The organism is Parabacteroides sp. AM58-2XD, assembly GCF_003463685.1.
GTDB classification, from domain to species: Bacteria; Bacteroidota; Bacteroidia; order Bacteroidales; family Tannerellaceae; genus Parabacteroides; species Parabacteroides segnis.
The window spans coordinates 157,952-179,623 of the sequence record NZ_QSDP01000001.1; the positions used below are offsets into that span (position 1 = coordinate 157,952).

The following is a 21,672-nucleotide window of genomic DNA, read 5'->3' on the forward strand; positions in this document are numbered from 1 at the left end:
GATTTTTTAGTATTTGTAATGTGAATCAATATCAAATACTGATTCACATTACAAATATAGAGATTAGAATCCGATTACATCATTAGGACCTTGTTGTGCAATTTTCGACCAACCGGGATTTTGATAGATGGTAGATTGCTCTACATCTCCCGTACCGTTGGAAGTAATAATGAAATTGTCCATTGGAATAGGCGATAAATAGTGGCCGCATGCCATTTGTAACCATCGTAAAAACGATTGTTCTCTTTTACAATTTGATAAGGACGCAGATAGTTGCTTACTGATTTTGGGGAAACATTAGGAGTTCCTGCATTATTGTCCGAGGTGATTAATAAAGATGTACCGCTATTATCGACATATGTTTTATAGTTTTCTGTCCATAAGTTGAAGCCTTCTATGATGTAGGGGGTTGTAATCATTTGATCCATGGAACGCCAACGACGTAAATCATCGTAACGTAAACCTTCTGCTATAAATTCGCAACGACGTTCGCGGCGAATATTATATAATGTAGGATCGACTAGTTGTCCTCCAGTATATGCTCCCCAGTCGTTTGGAGCCTCTTTACTCATCTCTGTTGCAGCAATTGTCTTTTGATAATCGGGATCTATACCGGCACGTGTACGAATTGCTTTCCAGTATTTGTCGGCAAGGGCATCTAAAGACCCGTAACGCAGATAAAAGGCTTCAATATAATTCAAATAGGCTTCAACAGATCTGAAAATAGGGAAACCTGTATCTACATTCGCTCCTGTAAAGAACTCATCATGTGTGCAGTACTTACGGATACTATATCCTGTTACGTCTCTTTCTGCGTTGATAGCTAATATTTTAGGATATTCAAACGTTGTTGTTGGTGGATACAAAAAATCTCCTTTAGTTTTTGTGAACAGGCCTAAACGCCAGTCCCTGTCTTCCCGAAAACTGGTAAAGTCTGTATCTCCCTTATAACCTGAGTTTTCTGCATAAATGGGAAGTCCGTTTTCCATTAAAAAGGACTGGATAAAGCCTCTTGTATATCCCGAGTTACAACTGCCATAATAGAGGTAACGTGTAGTGACGTGGCTTACTAAAGATTGGTCGTAACTTCTCCAAAAGAGAACTTCCTCATAAGATTCCAGGTTTTTATCGCAAAACATTCTGTAATAAGGATTAGAAATAGCCTGGTTTAATTCTGTTTTGTTATAGCTGTTACTGGTTAATCCTACTTTTTCTGCAACCTCTTTTGCGCTTGCTATAGCAATATCCAAAAAGTAGTTTATTTCGCTGTCGATATCTCCGGATGGATATTGATAATCCGGGTACATGGTTGAGCCTGGCCAACCTTCGCCTTTAGGTACGAAAGAAGTGCCTTTGAACGATTTCAGCCACGATCCTTCATACAATGCGACTCTGGATTTTAATAAGTAAGCTACATTCTTAGATAATCTTACTTTTTGGTTGGGGGATACTTCGCTTAAAAACATTGCAGCCGAGTCCAGATCTGATATAATAAATCGGGCAACCTCATTTCTCGGCATGCGTTTTGATGCCTCAGTCAACGTATTCATATCATCAGGCAGAACATTGCGGACTATAGGGAAATCTCCATACTCTTTTAAACGCGCAAAGTAATTATGTGCGCGTATTAAATAAACCTCCCCGATATAGTGGCGGATATTATTTTCATCCCCTTTGATAGAACCGGCTTGATAGTTGGCTAAAACGTTATCAAGAAAATTGTTACATTTATAAATTGTTGAAAAATCCCAGTTCTCCTTATTTTGAGCAACTCGCCATTCTCCCGGAGAAAAACGATTATTGGGAGAGACTTCAGCCTGGTTATCTGTATTGTTATCCTCGCCGGTTGTCATAGTCCAATTTTCCGGAGTCTTAAATTCGCTATAAAGTGTGATAGAGAAGTTGGCCAGGTCTGATTCTGAATGAAAGTACTTGTCCGGTGATACGGAAGATAATGGGGGTCTGTCCAAAAAGTCATTACACCCTGTAAAAATCCCAAGTGTCAGAATTGATGATATTATCGTACTATAAAGTTTCATGATATATTTAATTAGAAATTAACACTTAAACCTAAAGATATAGTTGTTTGTAAAGGATATACGCGTCCTTCTCCTCTTTCTCCGGCAAAAGCTTCCGGATCAAAAGCTTTGCTCATTTTCGTCCCTGTCCAGAGATTTTCTCCAGAGATGAATACCCACAATTTCTGGATAGCTATTTTTTGCATAAATTTTGTCGGTAACGTATATCCAAACTGTAAATTCTTTAATCGGATATAAGCTCCACTTTGCAGATAACGGGTCTGAACCTGTCTGTTCTTTTCTGAATCAAAAATAGGACGCGGATAATAAGAGTTCAGATTTTCTCCCATTGGATCATTTGCCAATCGGAAATAATCTTCATGAGCTTTTAGACCGATGCCTTGCCACATAGTGCTGGCACCCCAGAACTGATTATCGCCTAACCACAGATCTCTTTTCATTGTTCCCTGAAAAAAAGCAGAGATATCGAATCCTTGCCAGGAAGCATCTAATGTTAATCCGAAATTGTAACGGGGAGTTTTATTTCCAATGATACGTTTATCCCCCATCTTTCCTAACATGCCTTGTCCTCCGTTAATTTCACCATCACCGTCCAGGTCGGCATACATGATATCACCTGCAGCCCATTCATTGCCAATGGTACTTTGATCTACTTTTGCCAAATGATTGTTCATCTCTTCGTCTGTTTTTGCTATGCCGATGGTAGTATATCCCCATATATCTCCGATGTATTGACCTTCGTAATATATTTTGTCCTCATTTTTTACATCGACTTTGTTATTCTCATTCGGATAGCGTTTGACCTTCATGCGTGCATCTGCAACAGTGAAATGAATGCCGTAAGATAATCCGTTTTTCAATCGGTCGCGCCAGCTTAAATCCAATTCCCAACCTGTGGTTTGTAAGTCTGCATTATTCATTTTAGGAACATCTGTACCCAAAATAACCGGTAATTCAGGAGCTGGACCAACCATGTCTTTTGTATATCTGGAGAATCCTTCGATAGAACCGATCAATCGGTTATTAAATAATCCAAAGTCAAGTCCGACATTCCATGTTTCAACTTTTTCCCATGTTAAATACTTGCTAATTAGTGCTGCTGGCAATACTTTGTCAGGCTTAGCTCCATTTAATAGCCAATTTCCACCACCAGCTGTAATATTCATTAATGAGTAGAAAGGATATAGTGATTCCGTGTTTTGGTTTCCTAATTGTCCGTAAGATACTCTTAATTTTAAACTACCGAGCCACGAGTTTGTGGATTCCATAAATGCTTCTCGTGCAATATTCCAGCCTGCGGAAACAGAAGGAAACCAGTTCCACCGTTTTGCCTCCAAGAAGCGTGAGGTCCCATCGTATCGTAGATTGAGTTCTGCCATATACCGATCATTGTAGTTATAATTCAAGCGCCCGAAGAAACCTGCTGTTGCCCACTGGTCATATCCTCCGCTTTGTATCTTTTCCAGTCCGGTAGCAGTGTCAATCGTTGGTAAAGAAGGAGTGATCAGGCCTTCTTTGTAAGCTTTTAAGTCACGATCTTTACTTAATTCAGCATTGAAACCAACCAATGCTTTTAAATTATGACCGGAAGCAAAAGTGTGAGAATATTCAGTGTACAGATTTGTGTTTAGAAAATTCTCTTTATAGTAATTTTCGGTAATACGGGTTAGGCCTTTTGCATAGCCGGCTACCCCTTCAATTTGTGAATTGATACCATCTATTCCTAATTCAGAAGTTTCCAATATTTCTGTATGTTCATTTTTATTGTGTACTCTATAGTTAACTTCTCCGAATAATTTCCAGTTTTTTATAGGTTCCAAAACTAATTGAAGTTGTTGATATAAATAATCATTTTGGCTTTTGTAGCGTCCACCGTCTTCTAAAGGAATAATACGTGAAGTTGATGTGTATCCTCCATGTTCATAATTGCGTGGAGTTACAGGCCATTTTCTTGATAATTCATTGAAAAATAGTCTTGTGTTTTCCGTCAAATAGGTTGGTTGGCTTTGATCTCCTCTTAAAAATTTGGTGGAAACATTCACTGAAGCCCAGTCTGCGAGTTGAGCGTTTATTTTAGAAGTAAATGAATATCTTTTATAGTCATCACCTCCATATCGGAGCAGTCCTTCTTGTCCCAGATAGTTGGCAGATAAATAGAATTGAATTTTTTGACTACCTCCATTGACAGACAGGTTGTGTTCTTGTGCAAAAGCTCCACTTTTGAAGTGTTCTTTCAGCCAGTCTATATTATTGTTACCTTTTTCGTACATTTGATAACGATTGGGATTATTAGGATCGGACACGCCTTGGGTTGTGATTTCTCCTTTTTGGAATGCGATGATACGTCCCATTGTTTCTTCATCAAATACAACACCTTGATGAGCATTCGTTGATGCCGTGTTCCAATAATTAGCGAACGTATAGGAATCCATCATTTCAGGCATACGCATTGGAGAAGACCAGCGGAAACTATTATTATATGAAATATTGGTTTTTCCCTCTTTCCCTTTTTTGGTAGTAATTAAAATCACACCAAATGATGCACGGGAACCATAAATAGAAGCAGCAGCGGCATCTTTTAGAACACTGACAGATTCAATATCCTGAGGGTTTAACATATTGATATCTCCGTCCATTCCATCAATTAATACTAATGGACTGGATTTGGATCCATCTCCGATTGTTCCGGCTCCACGAATATTAATTTCTAGAGAATTGTTTAATTCTCCACCTCCGTTATTCATGCCAATGTTTAATCCAGGTAAAACGCCTTGTAATGCTTGAGTGGCTGTTGTTACTGGACGGGCCTCTAAAGCTTCGGAGTTAATGACACTGACAGCTCCGGTCAGGTTCACTTTCTTTTGAGTTCCGAAACCGACGACTACGACTTCATCTATAAATTGTGTATCTTCAGAAAGGGCGATTTGTAGTTTGGATTGATTTCCCACTTTCACATCTTTAGTTTCATATCCTATATAAGAAACTGTCAGTATTGATTTTTCAGATATCTGAAGCGAGAAATTTCCATCAATATCGGTAATAGTCCCGTTACTGGATCCTTTCTCTACCACATTTGCGCCGATTATCGGATCTCCGTTTTGATCAACAACGATTCCGGTTATGTGCTTTTTTTGTTGTGCAACAATGGGTATTGTAGTGGGGGACTTTTCAAACAAGTATATTTTATTGTTTTTAATTTCATAACTCAAATTGGTATTGGCAACGAGTTTTTCCAATACCTGGGCTACATCGGCATCTTCCACCTGAATACTCATTCTTCTGTCCAGGTTGACGATCTGTTTGCTGTATGCTACGCTTAATCCTGTCTGCTTGGTAATAGTTGACAGAATCTTTTCTACTTTTACGTTATTGAGGGAGATGGATACCCTTTGGGCGGAAGCCTCCGCTGTAAAAGTTAACAAAGAGATGACAAGAAATAAGAATGTCAGTTTCATTGCATTCGGGATTTTCTCAATTAATATTAAAAGGTGCCTGAGGATAAGGCACAGATTATTTTTTTCATATTTTTGAAATGAATTTATGTATTAGAAATTAATTTGAATTTCGGTACGTCGAATAACCGGGGATGTGGGGACATTTCCGGTTATTTTTTTAGTTTGTTATGTCGTGTCGTTCATGTTTGTCTTTATTTTATAGGTTAAACAATATGATAGTTTCTCGATTCTTTACGTGGCGACTTAACCCTGTTTGTCTTTATATAGTAGACACACAAGGGACAAAAAAGTATGAGTGGGATATGTAAAATTATTTATTTTTTTCTTCTTATCTTTATAACGCCCTCTTTTTCAGAGAATTGTACGGGTGTTATTTTCTCAAGATCTTTCAGTATCTGTTCCAGTTTCTGATCTGTGGACGTTAGTGTATAGTTATAATAGAGCAGCGAGGAATCCTGCATTTCGAACTCTACGTTGTACCAGCGGGACAAGGTCGTGATGACTTCGGATAAAGGCGTATTATTGAATACGATCTGATTTTTTTTCCAGGCAGAGTTATGCCCGATGTCTTCAGGCCGGGATATTTTGCAGACACCGGTTTTGCGGTTATAGGTGGCTTTCTCCCCCGGTTGTAAATGAGCAAGCGGGCGGGCATTATTGGCCAAGGCTACTTTTCCGGTTTCCAGCGAAACGAAGATATCCGGATCGGTTGCGTATGCTTTTACGTCGAATGTTGTACCCAGTACTTTTACATTGACTTCTTTCAAGTCGACAATGAACGGGCGGTCTTTGTTGGGAGATACTTCGAAGAAGGCTTCTCCTTCCAATTCGACTTTACGCTCGTTGAAACCGAACTTCCGCGGGTATTTGATGCGTGTCTCGGCATTGAGCATGGCCTTGGAACCATCCTGGAAAATCAGTTGCATACGTTCACCTTTGGGGACATATATCTCTTCGTAGCCGGAATCGGCAAACAGGTCGATACGTTTATCTATATACCAGAATTGACCGAGGAATAATAGTAATGGAATGAGAATGGCGGCTGCCCGGAAAAGCATCTGTTTTCTTTTCCGGAGGTGGATTCTCTTCATGATATACTGATACATCTCATCGGAAGGGATGCTGCGTTCTGCATACAGTTCTTCGCTGCCCGGCTGTATCTTTTCTGCGTCCTCATCCATCAAGGAGGACAGATATTTTGTGCCCTCGGGAGTGGAGAACCAGCGAATTATCTGGCGGGCTTCCTCCGGGGTGGCCGTGTTGTTGAGGGTCCTGTCGATGATATGTTTATCTGGTGCTTTCATTTTATTCCTGTTTTCTTAATTGACACATAACTGGGCGGATAGTATGAGTGTTTGTTACTCTTTTTTCTTTTCAGGAGAAAAGAGAGGAGAGCAATAGGATTAGTAACTTATCGAAATGTTCACGGAGTAGCTTGATAGCCTGCGAGTAATGGGTTTTGACAGTCGGTATGGATATCTGCATTTTTTCTGCGATTTCCTGGTTGGATAAACTGTCTTTCAGTTTGTACAAGCAGACTGCTTTCTTTTGTTCCGGCAGGCCGTCGATGGCCCGGTACAGTTGCTCGGTCATTTCCTTCTCTTCCAGTTTCGATAATATTTCGTTTTCATATTCGATTGTTTCCTGTGCCAGTTCGTAATTCTTCTCCAGAGCGGTGTAGTTGTTGCGTATCTCGTTCAGGAGATGGTTTTTCAACATGGTGTACAGGTAGTTTCTCAGGTTGATATGGATGCTGAACAGGGAACGCGATTCCCAGAGTTTCAGGAATATCTGCTGGACAGCGTCTTTTGCGGTGTCATTGTCTTTTAAATATTTGTATGCCAACACATAGAGCAGTTTGTGGTAGCGTTCATAAATAGCAGTAAAAGCCCTCTCATTTCCTTTTTGCAAAAGAATAAGTAACTCGTCATCGGTTTGCCCGGATATGGAGAGGGTTTTGTTATGCATATAAATCAGTTGAAGTAACTTTTGTAGTTTTTATAAGTGTCATATATATTCTTTCTATCTATTGTGTAGGAAGAAGAAAGCTCGTCGTCGGATAAGATATATTTTTTTGTTTCTTCATAATCGCCGTTGACAAGGATATTGATGTCGCAAACTTCGTACAACTGTTTTATTTCCGGCAGAAGTTCTTCTGCCTTCAGATCAATCAGAGCATTGCAAAGGCCTGCTCCGAGGTCCGAGTCAAACGTAGATAAATCTTTGTTGTTAGCAATTCGGTAATTCAGTTCTGTCCGGAACCAATCGATAATTTCTTCGCGCCGCTCGGGTTCATTATGAGCGATATTCTGTATCATATAATAGACGCAGGATTTGTTGAATGAGTCTAATCCGGGTTCCTTCATAAAGTCAGACAATCTTTGCAGTTGGTTGTGTCCGGCTTCATAAAGAGCAGGAATAAGAAGATTTTCTGCTATATATCCGAAATGATAGTCCATGAAGTCAGAAGACTGACGAAGAATTTCGAGAATCTCTTCCAGGCATTCTTCCAGTCTCAGGCCGGCAATGAATAACAGCACGTGACTTAAGGTTGCTATAACATCATCTTCATCCCAATCATCTTTTTCCGCCAGTAGATACGTCCGTCCTATTTCATATCGGATAATGTGCTTAAGGTCGGCTGCTAAATTTTTCTGTGGAATGGAACTAATCCGCTCAATGCAATCTTCCGGTAGGTTGTAGTTATACTTGCCTTTGAACAAGTCTTGCAGTTCTTCGGGATAGTTTAGTTTTAACTCTGCCGGATATTCTGGGTGTTGATAGGCATAGATGGTTTTAGGAGAACTCAGGTATTTTTTCTGGTCGGCTTGAAATTGTTTGAGACGTATCGATAATTGATTAAGCTCTTCTTCGCTCATGTTATCCAAGATATCCGATATATTTTCTAAATCATCTATATTTTCTTCTTCTATCTCTTCGTCTAAAATGATGCAATCATAATTTTCACCGACGTTATTCTTCAATGTAGGTAAATAATAGCTAGCTTCCAGCTGACTATCGACTACCAGGCAGGGCTGTCCGTCTTTTCCGAATTCATATTCTATTAATGGAATTTCTTCTGTGTCTTCTTCCAGTAAATATTGGGTGAGATTGAACTGGGGGCATGGTTTGAAACCGCAATCTTCGGCATAAGATATTGCTCCGAAAATAATGTTATGTGCTTCTTTGTAACTGACCAGGAGCGGATCGCTATTATCGAATATGATTTGTTTGAATTCCTCATATTCAAATTCGTCTATATTGAAACGGAATGTGGTATCTTTTACTCCTCGGCAAAAGGTATCTACCAAATAATATCCCAGTGTGTAATTACCGGATTTGTGCTGGCGGGTTATAATAACATAAGTCACTCCGTAAAGTTCCCAATTATTATTAATGAAACATTCATAAACAGGAAGTTTTCGACCTTTCTCTTGAATGTATTTAATAGGAGACAATTGAGCCACTTTCGGTTTCTTTTTTTTGCTGTTAGCCATAATTATTGTTTTTTATAAAGATCGAACGAAGATAATTGAAAAATAGATACTATCCTTGAATATAAGGAGCTTTTTTTATTCTGGTATTTGTATTCCAATCGCTGAACTCCAAACTTAACTGTTCCCACCGTTCTTTTCTTTCTGTTTCCTCACGCTCTTCCAATGGATTTGAAACGGAAAGGCCGATTAACCGGATGGGGTTGGTTGCGTAATCCACTTCCCTGAGCAGTTGTTTGGCCAGGGGAAGAATATCATTCAGGGTGGTGAGTTCACGGGGCTGCGTGATACTTTTTGTTTTCAGGGTGAAATCGTGGAATTTAATCTTTAATGTCAGGGTGTTCCCTTTGAAGCCTGTCCGTTGCAGGCGGCCGATTAATTCGGTGGCAGCATGATAAAGCTCGATGATGACGGAAGAGGTACGGGAAATATCCTTTTCCAATGTATGTTCACACCCGACGGATTTACGGATACGGACTGCTTCGACCGGGCGAAGGTCTATTCCTCGGGCACATTCGTAATACAGACAGCCTGCTTTACCGAACTGGCGGCTCAGCATTTCCAGCGAACAGTCCCGTAATTCGGCACCGTTATGAATGCCTAATGTGTGCATCTTCTTGGCAGTGACCGGGCCCACGCCCCAGAATGACTCAATGGGTAGTCGGGCGATAAAGTCGAGTGCCTGGGCCGGATGGATGGTGCAAAGGCCGTCCGGCTTACGGTAATCGGAGGCGATTTTAGCCAGGAATTTATTGTAGGAAATGCCGGCAGAGGCGACCAGATGCAGTTCTTGCCTTATCCGTTGCTTGATTTCTTTGGCAATGTCGACAGCAGGGGGATTTGCTTTTTATTTTCCGTCACATCGAGGAAGGCTTCATCCAGCGAAAGCGGTTCGATGATATCCGTATACTCATGGAAAATCTCGTGGATTTGTGAAGATACTTCTTTATATACGCTCATTCTGCCCGGCACAAAAATCAGGTGAGGGCATAAGCGCTTGGCTTTTTGTGACGACATGGCGGAACGGACGCCATATTTACGTGCCTCATAACTGGCCGCGGCAACCACACCACGCTCTTCCGAATAACCGACCGCCAGCGCTTTTCCCCGCAGCTCCGGATTATCCCGCTGTTCGACCGATGCATAGAATGCATCCATATCTATATGTATGATTTTACGTTCCGTATAACCTCCTTTTCCTAAACAAAGATACGTAAAAGGGTGGAGATACCGTAGGGACACAACCCTCTTTTAGCTAAATTACAGATTTTCGAGTGTCTGTCCTTGTTGTAATCTGTATTCGTTCCGTCTGATTGCTCTGCCGATGTTATCATGGGAAATAAGATAGAGATGGTATCTTCGGGTGCACATACTTTTTCTTACCCAGATTAAATGAATGCAACAGTTATGGCTATAATAAAGAGATAATCAGTAATTGAGGTAATGATGTCTGTAATTTATCTACAAAGGAAGTCTTTTTCTTCCCGTAATTTTGCAATGTAGAAACAACATAGTTAGATAATCCCTCTAAAATGAGACTGGAATTATAAAATGAATAACGAAACAATTAAATATCATGGAAATAATTAAAAACAAAGAATTCGGAGGCGAACGTCCTCTATTCGCTGCACACGACTTGCAACTGGAAAATGTAACCATTCATACAGGCGAGTCCGCACTGAAAGAATGCAGTAATATCATTGCCGTGAACTGCCGGTTTGAAGGTAAATATCCTTTCTGGCATACCAATGGCTTTATTGTAAAGAATTGTCTTTTTACGGAGGGAGCACGGGCTGCCCTATGGTATTCCCAAAATCTCCAAATGACGGATACGGTAGTAGAGGCCCCGAAGATGTTCCGTGAAATGGACGGAATCAGGTTGGAAAATGTACAACTTCCCAATGCCCTAGAAACCCTATGGCATTGCCGCAACGTGGCACTGAAAAATGTACAGATAGACAAGGCCGATTATCTATTCATGCACAGTGAGGATATCCGTATCGAGAACTATAGTCAGAATGGGAATTATTCTTTCCAGTACTGCAAAAATGTGGAAATCCGCAACGCTGTTATCAACTCGAAAGATGCATTCTGGAACACGGAAAATGTAACGGTATACGATTCTGAACTGAATGGAGAGTATCTAGGCTGGCATTCACGCAATCTTCGGCTGGTGAACTGTAAGATTTCAGGTACGCAACCGCTCTGTTATGCCCATAATCTCATTATGGAGGATTGCATAATGGGTGATGATGCCGACCTGTGTTTTGAATATAGCAGTGTGGATGCCACTATCAACAGTCCTGTTCATAGCGTGAAGAATCCGCGTGCCGGTATTATTCTGGCAGAGAGTTACGGCGAGATCATTATCGATAGAAATATAAAAGCTCCTGCCGACTGCGAACTGAAATTATGGGACAACAGAACTTGCTTCAGCGCATGAAATATGTTTTCGATAAAATAACTCCCCGGCGTGCTACCAACTCCTACAAATGGGATACGGCACACGACGATGATGTTCTGCCGATGTGGGTTGCCGATATGGATTTCCGTACGGCTCCCGCTGTGGTGGAGGCTCTGCGCAAACGGGTGGAACACGGTATCTTCGGTTACACAAAAGTGCCTCCGGCTTATTATGAGGCAATAACGGATTGGTTTGCCCGGCGGCACGGCTGGCAGATTGAAAAAGACTGGATTATTTATACTTCGGGCGTCGTACCGGCATTGTCAGCCGTTATCAAAGCACTCACCGTTCCGGGAGACTGTATCCTGGTGCAGACGCCGGTTTATAATTGTTTCTTTTCTTCCATCCGCAATAACGGTTGCGAAGTAATGGAGAATCCCCTTCTTTATATAAACGAAACGTACCGGATTGATTTCGCTGGATTGGAGCAAAAAGCTTCTGATCCGAAAGTAAAGCTGTTACTTCTTTGCAACCCCCATAATCCGGTAGGCAAAGTCTGGACCCGGCAGGAACTGACACGTATCGGTGAGATCTGTCTCCGCAACGATGTGATTGTTATAGCGGATGAGATTCATTGTGAGCTGGTTTATCCGGGACATACCTATACTCCTTTCGCTTCTATTTCGAAAGAATTCCTGATGCATTCCGTCACATGTACATCTCCAAGCAAGGCGTTCAATCTGGCAGGACTACAGATCGCCAATATTATCTCGGCAGATGAATATATGTGTATGAAAATAAACAAAGCCATCAATATCAACGAAGTTTGTGATGTGAATCCGTTCGGAGTGGAAGCACTGATGGCCGCTTACAATGACGGGGAGGAATGGCTGGAAGAATTAAAACATTATCTGGCGATGAATTACAATTATCTGAAAGCCTACTTCAATGAGTACCTCCCGGAATTCCCTGTGGTGATACTGGAAGGCACATACTTGGTATGGGTGGATTGCTCGATACTGAAACGGCGCTCGAAGGAGATAGTGGAAATACTTCTGAAAGAAGAAAAGCTTTGGGTAAATGAAGGAAGCATGTACGGTGAGGCGGGTGAAGGTTTTATCCGTCTGAATATAGCTTGCCCCCGTCAGGTGCTGATAGACGGTCTGGACCGATTAAAGAGGGGCCTTAAAGAGATAATTCTTTTGCCACACTAAAGAGTTGCCTAAATCCTTCGGACCATTTTTTATGAATCAACCAATCTTGAAAGTTCAAATCGTGATTGTGTTTTTCTAAAACATGTATGTTCAGGTTTGTTTTATTACAAACTTCGAATCGTTCCTGTAAGTCATAAACACCTTCTACCGGCACATTTGCATCTTCCTTACCATGAAAAATATGTATAGGTATATTTAGTCGTAACAATCTTGTTTTGTTCGGTTCAAGTTTAAAATGGCTTTTAAACCATTGGGGAGTTATATTAAAGTAATTACTTCTAATCCACAGCCAATCATTGTTGGTTATTCTTTTTATTAATTCTCCATGGAACGGCATGCGCATTTTTTCAATGTCATGTATATCAATGACACCGTTTTTTACTATATCCAGTGAATCAAATGGCATATTTTGGAATATATAGGTTTTATGCCGGATAACCGTTTCCTCCTCTGCTTCATATTCTTCTTTACTGATAGCTTTATCTCCATCTTTGTCGAAAACGGAGTTTGCCATTGTCATTACCCCATGTCCTTTATTTTGCCATAAGATGATATCATACATATTTTCATGGGCATATCCGTGTAGTAACAGAGCGTCTATATGCACGACTTTTCGTTCTGCAACGAGCGATGCAATAATAGTACCCTCACTCATTCCATAAAGGATAATTTTGCATGCTGTAAAGCGTTGGTCTTTTTGGAGAAAAGAAATCATAGCTTCTATATCTTCTGCTTCCTGAACAGGCGTATATTTCGCATATTGGGCAGAATCTACTTCTACAAATAAAGGTGATATTTTGCCAGTTTTACACCCTCGACGGTTATAAGTAAAAAACGCCATTCCTTCATTGCAAAAGCCATTTGCAAGCTCATCGAAAAAATTGAATGTTGGTCTTTTGGTCAGATAAGTAGTAGGTCCCGTACCAGAAATATAAAATATAATTGTTTTTACTTCATTCTCTGGCAGGCAGAGTCGAGCTTCAATTATTTCTCCGTCATTTAACGGGATTGTCTTGATTTCCGGAATAAATGCAAAAGTGCTGCTGCTTAGCAAAAATAGGAATAGGCTGATAATAACTTGTTTCATACGTATATTTTATTTGTTTGAATCTTCCAATTGTTTATAGAGATCTTTTAGTTCATGAAGAGCTTTCTGATAATTTCGGTTTAGGGAACGTCTTACTATCAAAAGGTAAATGATAAGTCCGAGCGGAATAATAATGACAGTCAAAATGCCGGGAGTAACATTTGCCGTTATTTGATAAAAAACATAGAAACCTATTGAAAACAGAAAAGAACATGTATATATGACCAAATTATATTTGGTGTTAAATCTTATCTTGTTCTCAAATTCCTTTATTCGATATTCCAGCCATTCTTTTACAGGCTTGCTATTAGTATATTTCCGCATTTTGTAAGCAGAGTGTTCCCAAAGCAGATAAGAAACAGATAATATAACTAAAGCACTGACATCTAAGAGCATTCCTTCCATACTCTGCTTTCTTAAAAACAATGTTGCGATGAGATATACAATCACAGTGATGATGACGAGTCGAAGAATAGTTCCGGGATATATTGCCTTGATTGATTTTCTTACAGATTTAACCACCATTTCGCTTAGCTCTTCCTCGGAATATGATTTCATATCCTTTACTGCTTCTGTTTTCCAAATATCTTTAATGTCATTTGTTTCCATAGGGCTTACTTTTTTAATTGTTTTTGTAATCGGTTCTTTAGCCTGTGAATTTTCATTCCGATGTTGGAACTGCTCATTCCGACTATTTCAGCTATTTCCTCATAACTATAATCTTCCATGTAAAGCAACATGATCGATTTATCTATTTCATTCAGTTTATACAGAGCGTTTATAAGCCTTTGGTAGTTCTCGTTCTGTTCTTGTTGCTCATTGGGAGTGGCCATCTCCATATCGAGCGCAGAATCAGAAGCATCGCAAAACTCGATCCGGCTATCCTGTCTGATCTTTGAAATAGAAGTGTTTATAGCTACTGCATAAATCCATGAAGCCGGTTTCTCTTTGTTTTGTAACGATGGGAAAGAACGCCAAAGCTGATAGACGACTTCCTGGAAATTATCCTCTTTGTCTATTTTCGACTTAAAATATATCTGATTCACCTTATGGATAATTCCTTGGTAAGCAGACAATATCTTTAGAAATTCTTTCTGGTTTGACTTCATTTGTTTGAACTTTATTATATAGTCGGAGAAAAGAGGTTTTTATAACAAAGTTGATGGAGAAAATGTATTTCTTTTATATATAAGGCCGAAAGTAGTCTACTAAAAACATTAACTACGCTACAATGTTAAAAGTGTTTCACCCTAATGAAACAGTAGTTTCTATATGAAGAAACATTTGTTTCATTAGGGTGAAACACTTTTTATATGCTAGCCGCTTAGAGAGTGACTCCGGATTTGAAGATGGCAATTTCCCGGTATCCTTTCTTTTCGTTGTTTACGAAACGGCCTCCGGCGACCTCCAATATGAATCGGATAAACTGCTCGCTGAGGGTTTCCATCGATTCACCTTCCACCAACGTTCCGGCATTAAAGTCAATCCAGCCGGGTTTGTTTTCCGATAGAGCGGTGTTTGTCGAAATCTTGACAGTGGGGATAAACGTGCCGAAAGGCGTTCCGCGTCCGGTGGTGAAGAGTACTATATGGCAACCGGAAGCCGCCAGAGCTGTGCTGGCTACCAGGTCATTGCCCGGGGCGCTTAACAGGTTCAGTCCGCGGGTGGTTAGCCGGTCTCCGTACATGAGGACATCTTTTACTCCGGATTTACCGGACTTTTGCGTGCATCCCAATGATTTTTCTTCCAGTGTGGAGATTCCTCCGGCTTTATTTCCCGGCGAGGGATTCTCATAGACCGGCTGCTTGTTTTCCAGGAAATAGGCTTTGAAATCGTTAATCAGACGGACGGTTTTGCTGAATAACTCTTCTGTCGCGCAACGGTTCATCAGCAATGTTTCCGCACCGAACATTTCGGGGACTTCCGTCAGGACGGTTGTTCCTCCCTGTGCAACCAGGAAGTCGGAAAATACACCCAGCAACGGATTGGCCGTGATGCCGGAGAAACCGTCCGAACCACCGCATTTCAGTCCGACGCGCAGTTCGCTCATGGGAATGGCTGTCCGTTTATCGGCCGAGGCGATTGTGTATAATTTCCGCAGGATATTCATTCCTTCTTCGTGTTCATCCTTTACCTGCTGGCAAACCATGAAACGGATACGTTCGGTATCGTATTCTCCAAGAAATTCGCGGAAAGCATCCGGCTGATTGTTTTCGCAGCCTAGTCCGACGATTAACACGGCGCCGGCATTCGGATGCTTCACCATGTCACGTAATATCTTACGGGTATTTTCGTGGTCGTTGCCTAATTGTGAACAACCGTAATTATGGGGGAAGGCGACGATGGCATCGACGTCTTTTCCTGAAGTTTCCTGCCGGAGCGTTTCTGCCAGTTGGTTTACGATGCCATTCACACAGCCTACCGTAGGGATAATCCATATCTCGTTACGGATTCCCACATCGCCGTTCCTGCGGCGGTAGCCGTTAAAGGTCAGACCTTTGTCGGGAATGTCCAAAGTCGTGTCCTGCGGTTGCCAGGTATAGTCCTGCAAACCTTCCAGATTTGTTTTGATATTTTTCTCGTTTACCAGGGAGCCTGTGGGTATATCCTTCCGGGCATGTCCGATAGGGAAACCATATTTGATGATGGACTCGCCTGTTTTAAAGTCTTGCAGCGCCACTTTGTGACCGGCCGGAATTTCTTCGCGGACAGTGACGGTGGTGGTTCCGACAGTTATATTATCTCCTGCCGATAGCGTATCGACGGCTACGACCACATTATCGGCAGGGTTTATTTGGATGTATTTTTTCATCAGAGAATCTCTTTTACGACTTCGCGCATTCCTTTTTCCTGAATGGCATCCAGGTAGTAGACTATTTTATCGGCCAAGCCGGGTATTCCGTTCAGGTCTTCTCCCCAAATCTCTTCTGCTGCCAGGATTTTACCGGCAACTTCCCGCGTGGAACCTGTCGCCCAGAGGGTTTTCATCAGGGAGATGTTTTTGGGGTCGTCATTCGGAACGATTGCAGTTCCGTCTGTCCGGTTGCCACCTTTGTAGTAGGTTAAAATGGCTGCCAGTCCCAGGACGAGCCCTTCCGGAAGTTTTCCTTTCCGTTTCAGATATTCTTTCAATCCCGGCAGGTCGCGTGTCTGGAATTTTGGGAAAGAGTTCAGCATGATGGAAGTAACCTGATGGTCGACAAACGGGTTGTTGAAACGTTCCAATACATCGTTGGCGAACTTTTCCAGTTCCGCTTTAGGTAGGTTCAGTGTTTCCATTAGTTCCTCGAACATTACCTTACGGATGTATTTTCCGATGACTTCATCCTGACAGGCATCCCGCACGATGTCAATTCCCGACAGGAAGGCAACCGGCGACAGGACAGTGTGCGGGCCGTTCAGCAGCGTCACTTTCCTTTCATGATACGGCGCTTCGGATGGGACAAACAGGACATTCAGCCCCGCTTTGTCGGCAGGAAATTCGTTGGCAATCTCCTGTGGCACTTCGATAACCCATAGATGGAATATCTCAGCCTGCACCACCAGGTTATCGTTGTATTGCAGTTTCTCTTTGATCGCGTCGATGTCTTTGCGGGGGAAGCCGGGGACGATGCGGTCGACTAAAGTGGCATAAACGTCGCAGGCTTCTTCAAACCAATTCCTGAACTCTTCACCCAGTTGCCATAAGTCGATATACTGGTAAATCGTTTCCTTCAGTTTGTGTCCGTTCAGGAAGATGAGTTCGCAGGGAAAGATGATCAAGCCTTTGCTTTTATCTCCGTTGAACGTTTTGAAGCGGTGGTATAATAATTGAGTTAGTTTGCCGGGATAGGAAGCTGCCGGAGCATCCTCCAACCGGCAGGCCGGATCGAAAGTGATTCCGGCTTCGGTCGTATTGGAGATGACAAAACGTATTTCCGGTTGTTCCGCCAGCCGGATGAATGCTTCGAAATCCGTGTAGGGATTCAGTGAGCGGCTGATCACGTCGATCAGTTCGAGACTGTTGACGGTTTCGCCTTTATCCAATCCCTGAAGATTGACATGATACAGGTTGTCCTGCTTGTTCAACATATCGACCATCCCTTTTTCAATAGGCTGGACGACTACGACATTGCTGTTGAAGTCAGCTTTTGCATTCATATTCCAGATAATCCAGTCTACAAATGCCCGGAGGAAGTTACCCTCGCCAAACTGTATGATGCGTTCCGGCCGGGTGGTGACCGGAACGTTTTGTTTATTTAATTCTTTCATTTTACTTTTATCTGTTTACGACGAAGTTACGTATCTGGCATTCCGTACCGAGTGAATCGGGATTCTTGTCTTTCGAGATGCGAAGTACCAGTTTATGGGTTGTGTCGTCTAATTCTGTTTCAAACATATATACCCAGGGGATATAAAGATATTTGCTCCATTGAGTGAAAGTATCCAACTTTTTGAATGGGGCACCGTCGATACTGTATTCAAGGATGCCTGCTGTCGGGCCGGGAGTACAGAAGATACCGATTGCCTTTCCTGTGAAATCGAGTGTCAGTTTGTCTCCGGGACGGGTTGCTTCGAGCATCGGTACGTCTGCGAATCCTCTCCGTTTTTCGTATTTGTTGTCCGGTCGCCAGGAAGAAACGTATTTCCAACCTTTATTCAGCTTCGCTTCTTTCAGGTCGATGAAATCACCTTTGTAATAACTGTATTCGTCGAGCGGTTGTTCCGGAATCTCATGGGCAACCACTGGGCTGTCGGGAGTAATTCCTTTCCACATGCTGTCGAACAGGTGGTTGATGGCTGCGGCATAGAATGTATGTCCGAACGGGAGCGGATGGGTTCCGCCGAACTGTTCCCAGGTGAACTCGCCATCCTGCATCCGTTCGCCTATTTCCTGCACGAGGTTGACTGACGGGATGAGGTAATGGTTGGCTACCCGTTCATGGTTTAGACTACGTCTGGCTGTTGCTTTTTCGCTACCATCGGGATAAACGGGTCGTAGATGAAATGCAACATGATAATGTCCATTTCAGGATTGCTCAGTAACGCATGACGTACTTCGCCTTCCATGCCGCGCACCTGTTCCAGTGGGGTAAAATAGTTTGTATGGTCGTTTACGGCTGCTTCAACGAATAGCAAATCTATCTTTCCTTTCGACAGCACGTCATTTTGCAGGCGGAAAGACCCCGGTGTCGTACCGGTAGAACCGATGCCGGCTTCCACGAACTCGAATGTGGTGTAGGGGAAACGTTGTTGCAACTGCTTTTCAATCCTGTTCTTCCAACCGTTCATCTCCGTAATGGAACCGCCCAAGAAGGCGACGCGGCCTTTACGTTCTTTCTCAAACTTGACGAATGAGTTTTGCAGGCTGCCGCGCACATTGTAATGCAGGTACTTTTCATATTCCGGCTGATGGCGGAGGATAAAGTCCACGACAGGTTCCGGGTTTTCGAGGCTGTGCGGATGGTGGTCCACACCCGGTTTGATAATCACTTCAACCGGTCCGCCCAGTGCCAGGTAACGGGAACGGACTACGTCCATATTGTCTTTGAAAGGAACCACCTTGTCTGCATCTCCGCAAACGCTGATGATAGGGATACCAGCTTTAGCCAATGGTTCCAGGTTGTCAATCGGGTTGCCTTTGAATGAATTCATCTCTTCGTCCGTCAGGTTCCATTCCTTCAACAGGTCGTTCCATAATGCTGCATTTTTTCTTCCCGGCCAGCTGAATACGTTGCAGACGGGAGCGTCGATATAGATACAGGCTATTTTGTCCGTATTTTTGGCAGCCCAGTTCAAAGCATACAGTCCGCCACGGCTGAATCCTTCCAGGGTTACTTTCGGTGAAAGTCCGTAATAGTCTTTCATGTAGTTATAGAAGTCCGTACCCCATGCAACGGCACGCGGGTTGCCGTAACAGTGTGTCACATCATAATAGGCAACATGGAATCCTTTTTCCAGCAGGGCCTTATCTACGCTGGGGAAAGCGTTGAAGAAGGCGGGACGCCAAATCCATGGGTTCCCTTTGGCTGCCTGTTTCGGTACAACGACGATTGCATCGCGTCCTTTGAACTGAAAGTCGTAACGGTCGCATCCGTTCCACTCGCTTTTGAAACCGGGAAAGGCCTGCATCCGGTGGGATGATTCCTGTCCGGTGATTGCCTTGTACACCGTTTCCGCAATCTTATGTGCTCCGACAGGGTCGGGATGCACGTTGTCAGGAAAATGCTCTTTCATACCGCTTAGAGCCGTGTGTAAATCGATGACCGGTAATTTGTTTCTTTTCGCAACCTGGTCGATTACAGGGATAACGCCATGTTCGATAATACTGTCGTTAATACTGTACTGTACCTGGTAGGCCTTGGGTGGATAGCACAGGTAGATTTTCGGCTTGGACGGTATCGCCTTGAAGGCGCTGACCATTGTCTGAATATCCTTGGGCAGGTCTGCCTTGTATTTCCAGTTGAACGATTTGGAATCGTTTGTTCCCAATTTGATAACGACGATGTCTGGATTGTACTTTAAGGCATCCTGAAACATCTGCTCTTTCATGTACGGATGATCGCCTTTCATCAGCATGGTACGGGCACTGAACCCGAAGTTGCGGACTTCATAACCCCGTCCGAGCATTTGCCCGAGAACCGACGGGTAACTGTCACGGTCGCGGTTCGCAATACCAGATCCGAAAGTAATACTGTTTCCTACACAAGCCACCCGAATCACTTCGGCAGCCTCCTGCGCCCAGCCGTTCAGGCCGGCGATTAAAATAAATACAATTAGATTGATTAGCTTTTTCATGGTAACTTATCTCGATTCATGATTATTGTTAGAGAAACCTTGCGAAGGTAATGAATTTTTTGATATCTCAGAACTTTACAAGAATACGAAATACTTTCCCGGGGTCGGCACTCCATTCCTGCATGGCTGTCAGCGCCTCTTCGGGTGTTACTATTCTGGAAATTAAGTCTTCACGCGGACAACTGCCCTGTTGGAGATAACGGACTACGGCCCTGAAATCTTCTGGCAGTGCATTGCGCGACCCCCGTATATCCAGTTCTTTCTGCACGAAGTATTTGGTCTGGAAAGTCACTTCGCTTTTGGCATAGCCGATGCATACCACCCGGCCGGTGAATGCGACTTCATTCACTGCCGTTACATATGTGGCTGGACTTCCAACGGCTTCGACAACTACGTCCGGTCCCAGCCCATCCGTCATTTCCAGCAAACGTTCATGTACATTCTCCGTGCGTGAATTGATGGTGTAACGGGCACCGATGCGTTTGGCCAGTTCCAGCTTATCATCATCCAGGTCCATCGCGATGACGGTAGCTCCCCGCAGGGCGGCACGTACGATTGCTCCGCAGCCAATCATTCCGCAGCCGATTACCAGGACTGTGTCGATATCGGTTACCTGTCCGCGGGATACGGCATGGAAACCGACGCTCATCGGTTCAATCAGGGCACAGTCGCGGGGAGAAATGCCGGCTGCCGGGATGACCTTCTGCCAGGGGAGCGACAGGTATTCGCCCATGGCGCCGTTGCGTTGTACGCCGAACGTCTCATTATATTCGCAGGCATTTACCCGACCGTTGCGGCAGGCGGCACATGTACCGCAGTTGGTGTAAGGGTTGACGGTTACGCTCATGCCCGATTCGAATCCGGCGGGGACGTCTGGGCCGACTGCTTCGATTACGGCTCCGACTTCATGTCCGGGAATGACTGGGAGTTTTACCATCGGGTTACGTCCCAGGAATGTGTTCAGGTCGGAACCGCAGAATCCGACAAACTTGATTTTCAGAAGAACTTCACCGCTCTTTGCTTCCGGTTTCGCTATATCGACCACCTGCAATGCTGAGGGAGCGGGAATTTGTATTGCTTTCATATACATTATCACTAGTGTCCCGTTAAAATCGGGACGAGTTATTAATTAATCAAATAATCCCGGAATAAGGGGATTAAATTGTTCTTTGACATCATTGAAATTAGTCTTATTAAACAGC

13 protein-coding genes and 2 pseudogenes are annotated in these 21,672 nt (G+C 43.0%); 2 read left to right on the forward strand and 13 right to left on the reverse strand.

The genetic code is table 11. The annotated features are described in order from the left end of the window. Nucleotides 1-140: 140 nt before the first annotated feature. The 6 genes and pseudogenes from DXA15_RS00650 to dinB form a co-directional block, all read right to left on the reverse strand. Nucleotides 141-2,039 (reverse strand): RagB/SusD family nutrient uptake outer membrane protein, encoded by a 1,899-nt coding sequence (locus tag DXA15_RS00650; RefSeq protein ID WP_369683033.1) that lies wholly within the window; start codon nucleotides 2,037-2,039, stop codon nucleotides 141-143. Nucleotides 2,040-2,050: 11 nt separating this feature from the next. Further along, nucleotides 2,051-5,494: a TonB-dependent receptor gene (locus DXA15_RS00655; protein WP_128132780.1), complete on the reverse strand. Its 3,444-nt coding sequence runs from the start codon at nucleotides 5,492-5,494 to the stop codon at nucleotides 2,051-2,053. Between the two features lie 314 nt (nucleotides 5,495-5,808). After that, nucleotides 5,809-6,798 (reverse strand): FecR family protein, encoded by a 990-nt coding sequence (locus tag DXA15_RS00660; protein WP_128132781.1) that lies wholly within the window; start codon nucleotides 6,796-6,798, stop codon nucleotides 5,809-5,811. Nucleotides 6,799-6,868: 70 nt separating this feature from the next. Continuing rightward, nucleotides 6,869-7,462: an RNA polymerase sigma factor gene (locus DXA15_RS00665; RefSeq protein ID WP_128132782.1), complete on the reverse strand. Its 594-nt coding sequence runs from the start codon at nucleotides 7,460-7,462 to the stop codon at nucleotides 6,869-6,871. 5 nt (nucleotides 7,463-7,467) lie between these two features. Then, nucleotides 7,468-8,991 (reverse strand): hypothetical protein, encoded by a 1,524-nt coding sequence (locus DXA15_RS00670; protein WP_128132783.1) that lies wholly within the window; start codon nucleotides 8,989-8,991, stop codon nucleotides 7,468-7,470. A gap of 49 nt (nucleotides 8,992-9,040) precedes the next feature. Next, a pseudogene (dinB, locus tag DXA15_RS00675) lies at nucleotides 9,041-10,146 on the reverse strand (DNA polymerase IV). 418 nt (nucleotides 10,147-10,564) lie between these two features. On the opposite strand from dinB, the gene DXA15_RS00680 reads away from it, so the two are divergent. Continuing rightward, nucleotides 10,565-11,431, forward strand: a complete 867-nt coding sequence (locus DXA15_RS00680; RefSeq protein WP_128132784.1) for a DUF3737 family protein — start codon at nucleotides 10,565-10,567, stop codon at nucleotides 11,429-11,431. Beyond that, entirely contained in the window at nucleotides 11,428-12,606 is a 1,179-nt protein-coding gene (locus DXA15_RS00685) for a MalY/PatB family protein (protein ID WP_128132795.1), read from the forward strand. The genes DXA15_RS00680 and DXA15_RS00685 overlap by 4 nt, the downstream gene beginning before the upstream one ends. On the opposite strand, the gene DXA15_RS00690 is transcribed toward DXA15_RS00685, so the two are convergent. The 7 genes and pseudogenes from DXA15_RS00690 to DXA15_RS00720 form a co-directional block, all read right to left on the reverse strand. After that, nucleotides 12,578-13,693, reverse strand: a complete 1,116-nt coding sequence (locus tag DXA15_RS00690; RefSeq protein WP_128132785.1) for a hypothetical protein — start codon at nucleotides 13,691-13,693, stop codon at nucleotides 12,578-12,580. The two genes, DXA15_RS00685 and DXA15_RS00690, sit on opposite strands and share 29 nt — an antisense overlap. 9 nt (nucleotides 13,694-13,702) lie before the next feature. Beyond that, a complete protein-coding gene (locus DXA15_RS00695) occupies nucleotides 13,703-14,302 on the reverse strand; it encodes a hypothetical protein (RefSeq protein WP_128132786.1) in 600 nt (199 codons plus the stop codon). A 5-nt stretch (nucleotides 14,303-14,307) separates the two neighbouring features. Beyond that, nucleotides 14,308-14,802 (reverse strand): RNA polymerase sigma factor, encoded by a 495-nt coding sequence (locus DXA15_RS00700; RefSeq protein WP_128132787.1) that lies wholly within the window; start codon nucleotides 14,800-14,802, stop codon nucleotides 14,308-14,310. 215 nt (nucleotides 14,803-15,017) lie between these two features. Then, entirely contained in the window at nucleotides 15,018-16,508 is a 1,491-nt protein-coding gene (locus tag DXA15_RS00705; protein WP_199676166.1) for a UxaA family hydrolase, read from the reverse strand. Then, nucleotides 16,505-17,944 (reverse strand): tagaturonate reductase, encoded by a 1,440-nt coding sequence (locus tag DXA15_RS00710; RefSeq protein ID WP_128132789.1) that lies wholly within the window; start codon nucleotides 17,942-17,944, stop codon nucleotides 16,505-16,507. The genes DXA15_RS00705 and DXA15_RS00710 overlap by 4 nt, the downstream gene beginning before the upstream one ends. 7 nt (nucleotides 17,945-17,951) lie before the next feature. After that, nucleotides 17,952-20,470 (reverse strand): annotated as a pseudogene (locus DXA15_RS00715) (alpha/beta fold hydrolase). 67 nt (nucleotides 20,471-20,537) lie between these two features. Further along, nucleotides 20,538-21,554 carry a zinc-binding alcohol dehydrogenase family protein gene (locus DXA15_RS00720; RefSeq protein ID WP_128132790.1) on the reverse strand — a complete coding sequence of 339 codons (1,017 nt, stop codon included), beginning with the start codon at nucleotides 21,552-21,554 and terminating at the stop codon, nucleotides 20,538-20,540. Nucleotides 21,555-21,672: the final 118 nt, after the last annotated feature.

Bases quoted from the DNA above. Each gene is read 5' to 3' on its own strand.
- DXA15_RS00650 (WP_369683033.1), bottom strand. From the start codon at position 2,039: ATGAAACTTTATAGTACGATAATATCATCAATTCTGACACTTGGGATT.
- DXA15_RS00655 (WP_128132780.1), bottom strand. From the start codon at position 5,494: ATGAAACTGACATTCTTATTTCTTGTCATCTCTTTGTTAACTTTTACA.
- DXA15_RS00660 (WP_128132781.1), bottom strand. From the start codon at position 6,798: ATGAAAGCACCAGATAAACATATCATCGACAGGACCCTCAACAACACG.
- DXA15_RS00665 (WP_128132782.1), bottom strand. From the start codon at position 7,462: ATGCATAACAAAACCCTCTCCATATCCGGGCAAACCGATGACGAGTTA.
- DXA15_RS00670 (WP_128132783.1), bottom strand. From the start codon at position 8,991: ATGGCTAACAGCAAAAAAAAGAAACCGAAAGTGGCTCAATTGTCTCCT.
- DXA15_RS00680 (WP_128132784.1), top strand. From the start codon at position 10,565: ATGGAAATAATTAAAAACAAAGAATTCGGAGGCGAACGTCCTCTATTC.
- DXA15_RS00685 (WP_128132795.1), top strand. From the start codon at position 11,428: ATGAAATATGTTTTCGATAAAATAACTCCCCGGCGTGCTACCAACTCC.
- DXA15_RS00690 (WP_128132785.1), bottom strand. From the start codon at position 13,693: ATGAAACAAGTTATTATCAGCCTATTCCTATTTTTGCTAAGCAGCAGC.
- DXA15_RS00695 (WP_128132786.1), bottom strand. From the start codon at position 14,302: ATGGAAACAAATGACATTAAAGATATTTGGAAAACAGAAGCAGTAAAG.
- DXA15_RS00700 (WP_128132787.1), bottom strand. From the start codon at position 14,802: ATGAAGTCAAACCAGAAAGAATTTCTAAAGATATTGTCTGCTTACCAA.
- DXA15_RS00710 (WP_128132789.1), bottom strand. From the start codon at position 17,944: ATGAAAGAATTAAATAAACAAAACGTTCCGGTCACCACCCGGCCGGAA.
- DXA15_RS00720 (WP_128132790.1), bottom strand. From the start codon at position 21,554: ATGAAAGCAATACAAATTCCCGCTCCCTCAGCATTGCAGGTGGTCGAT.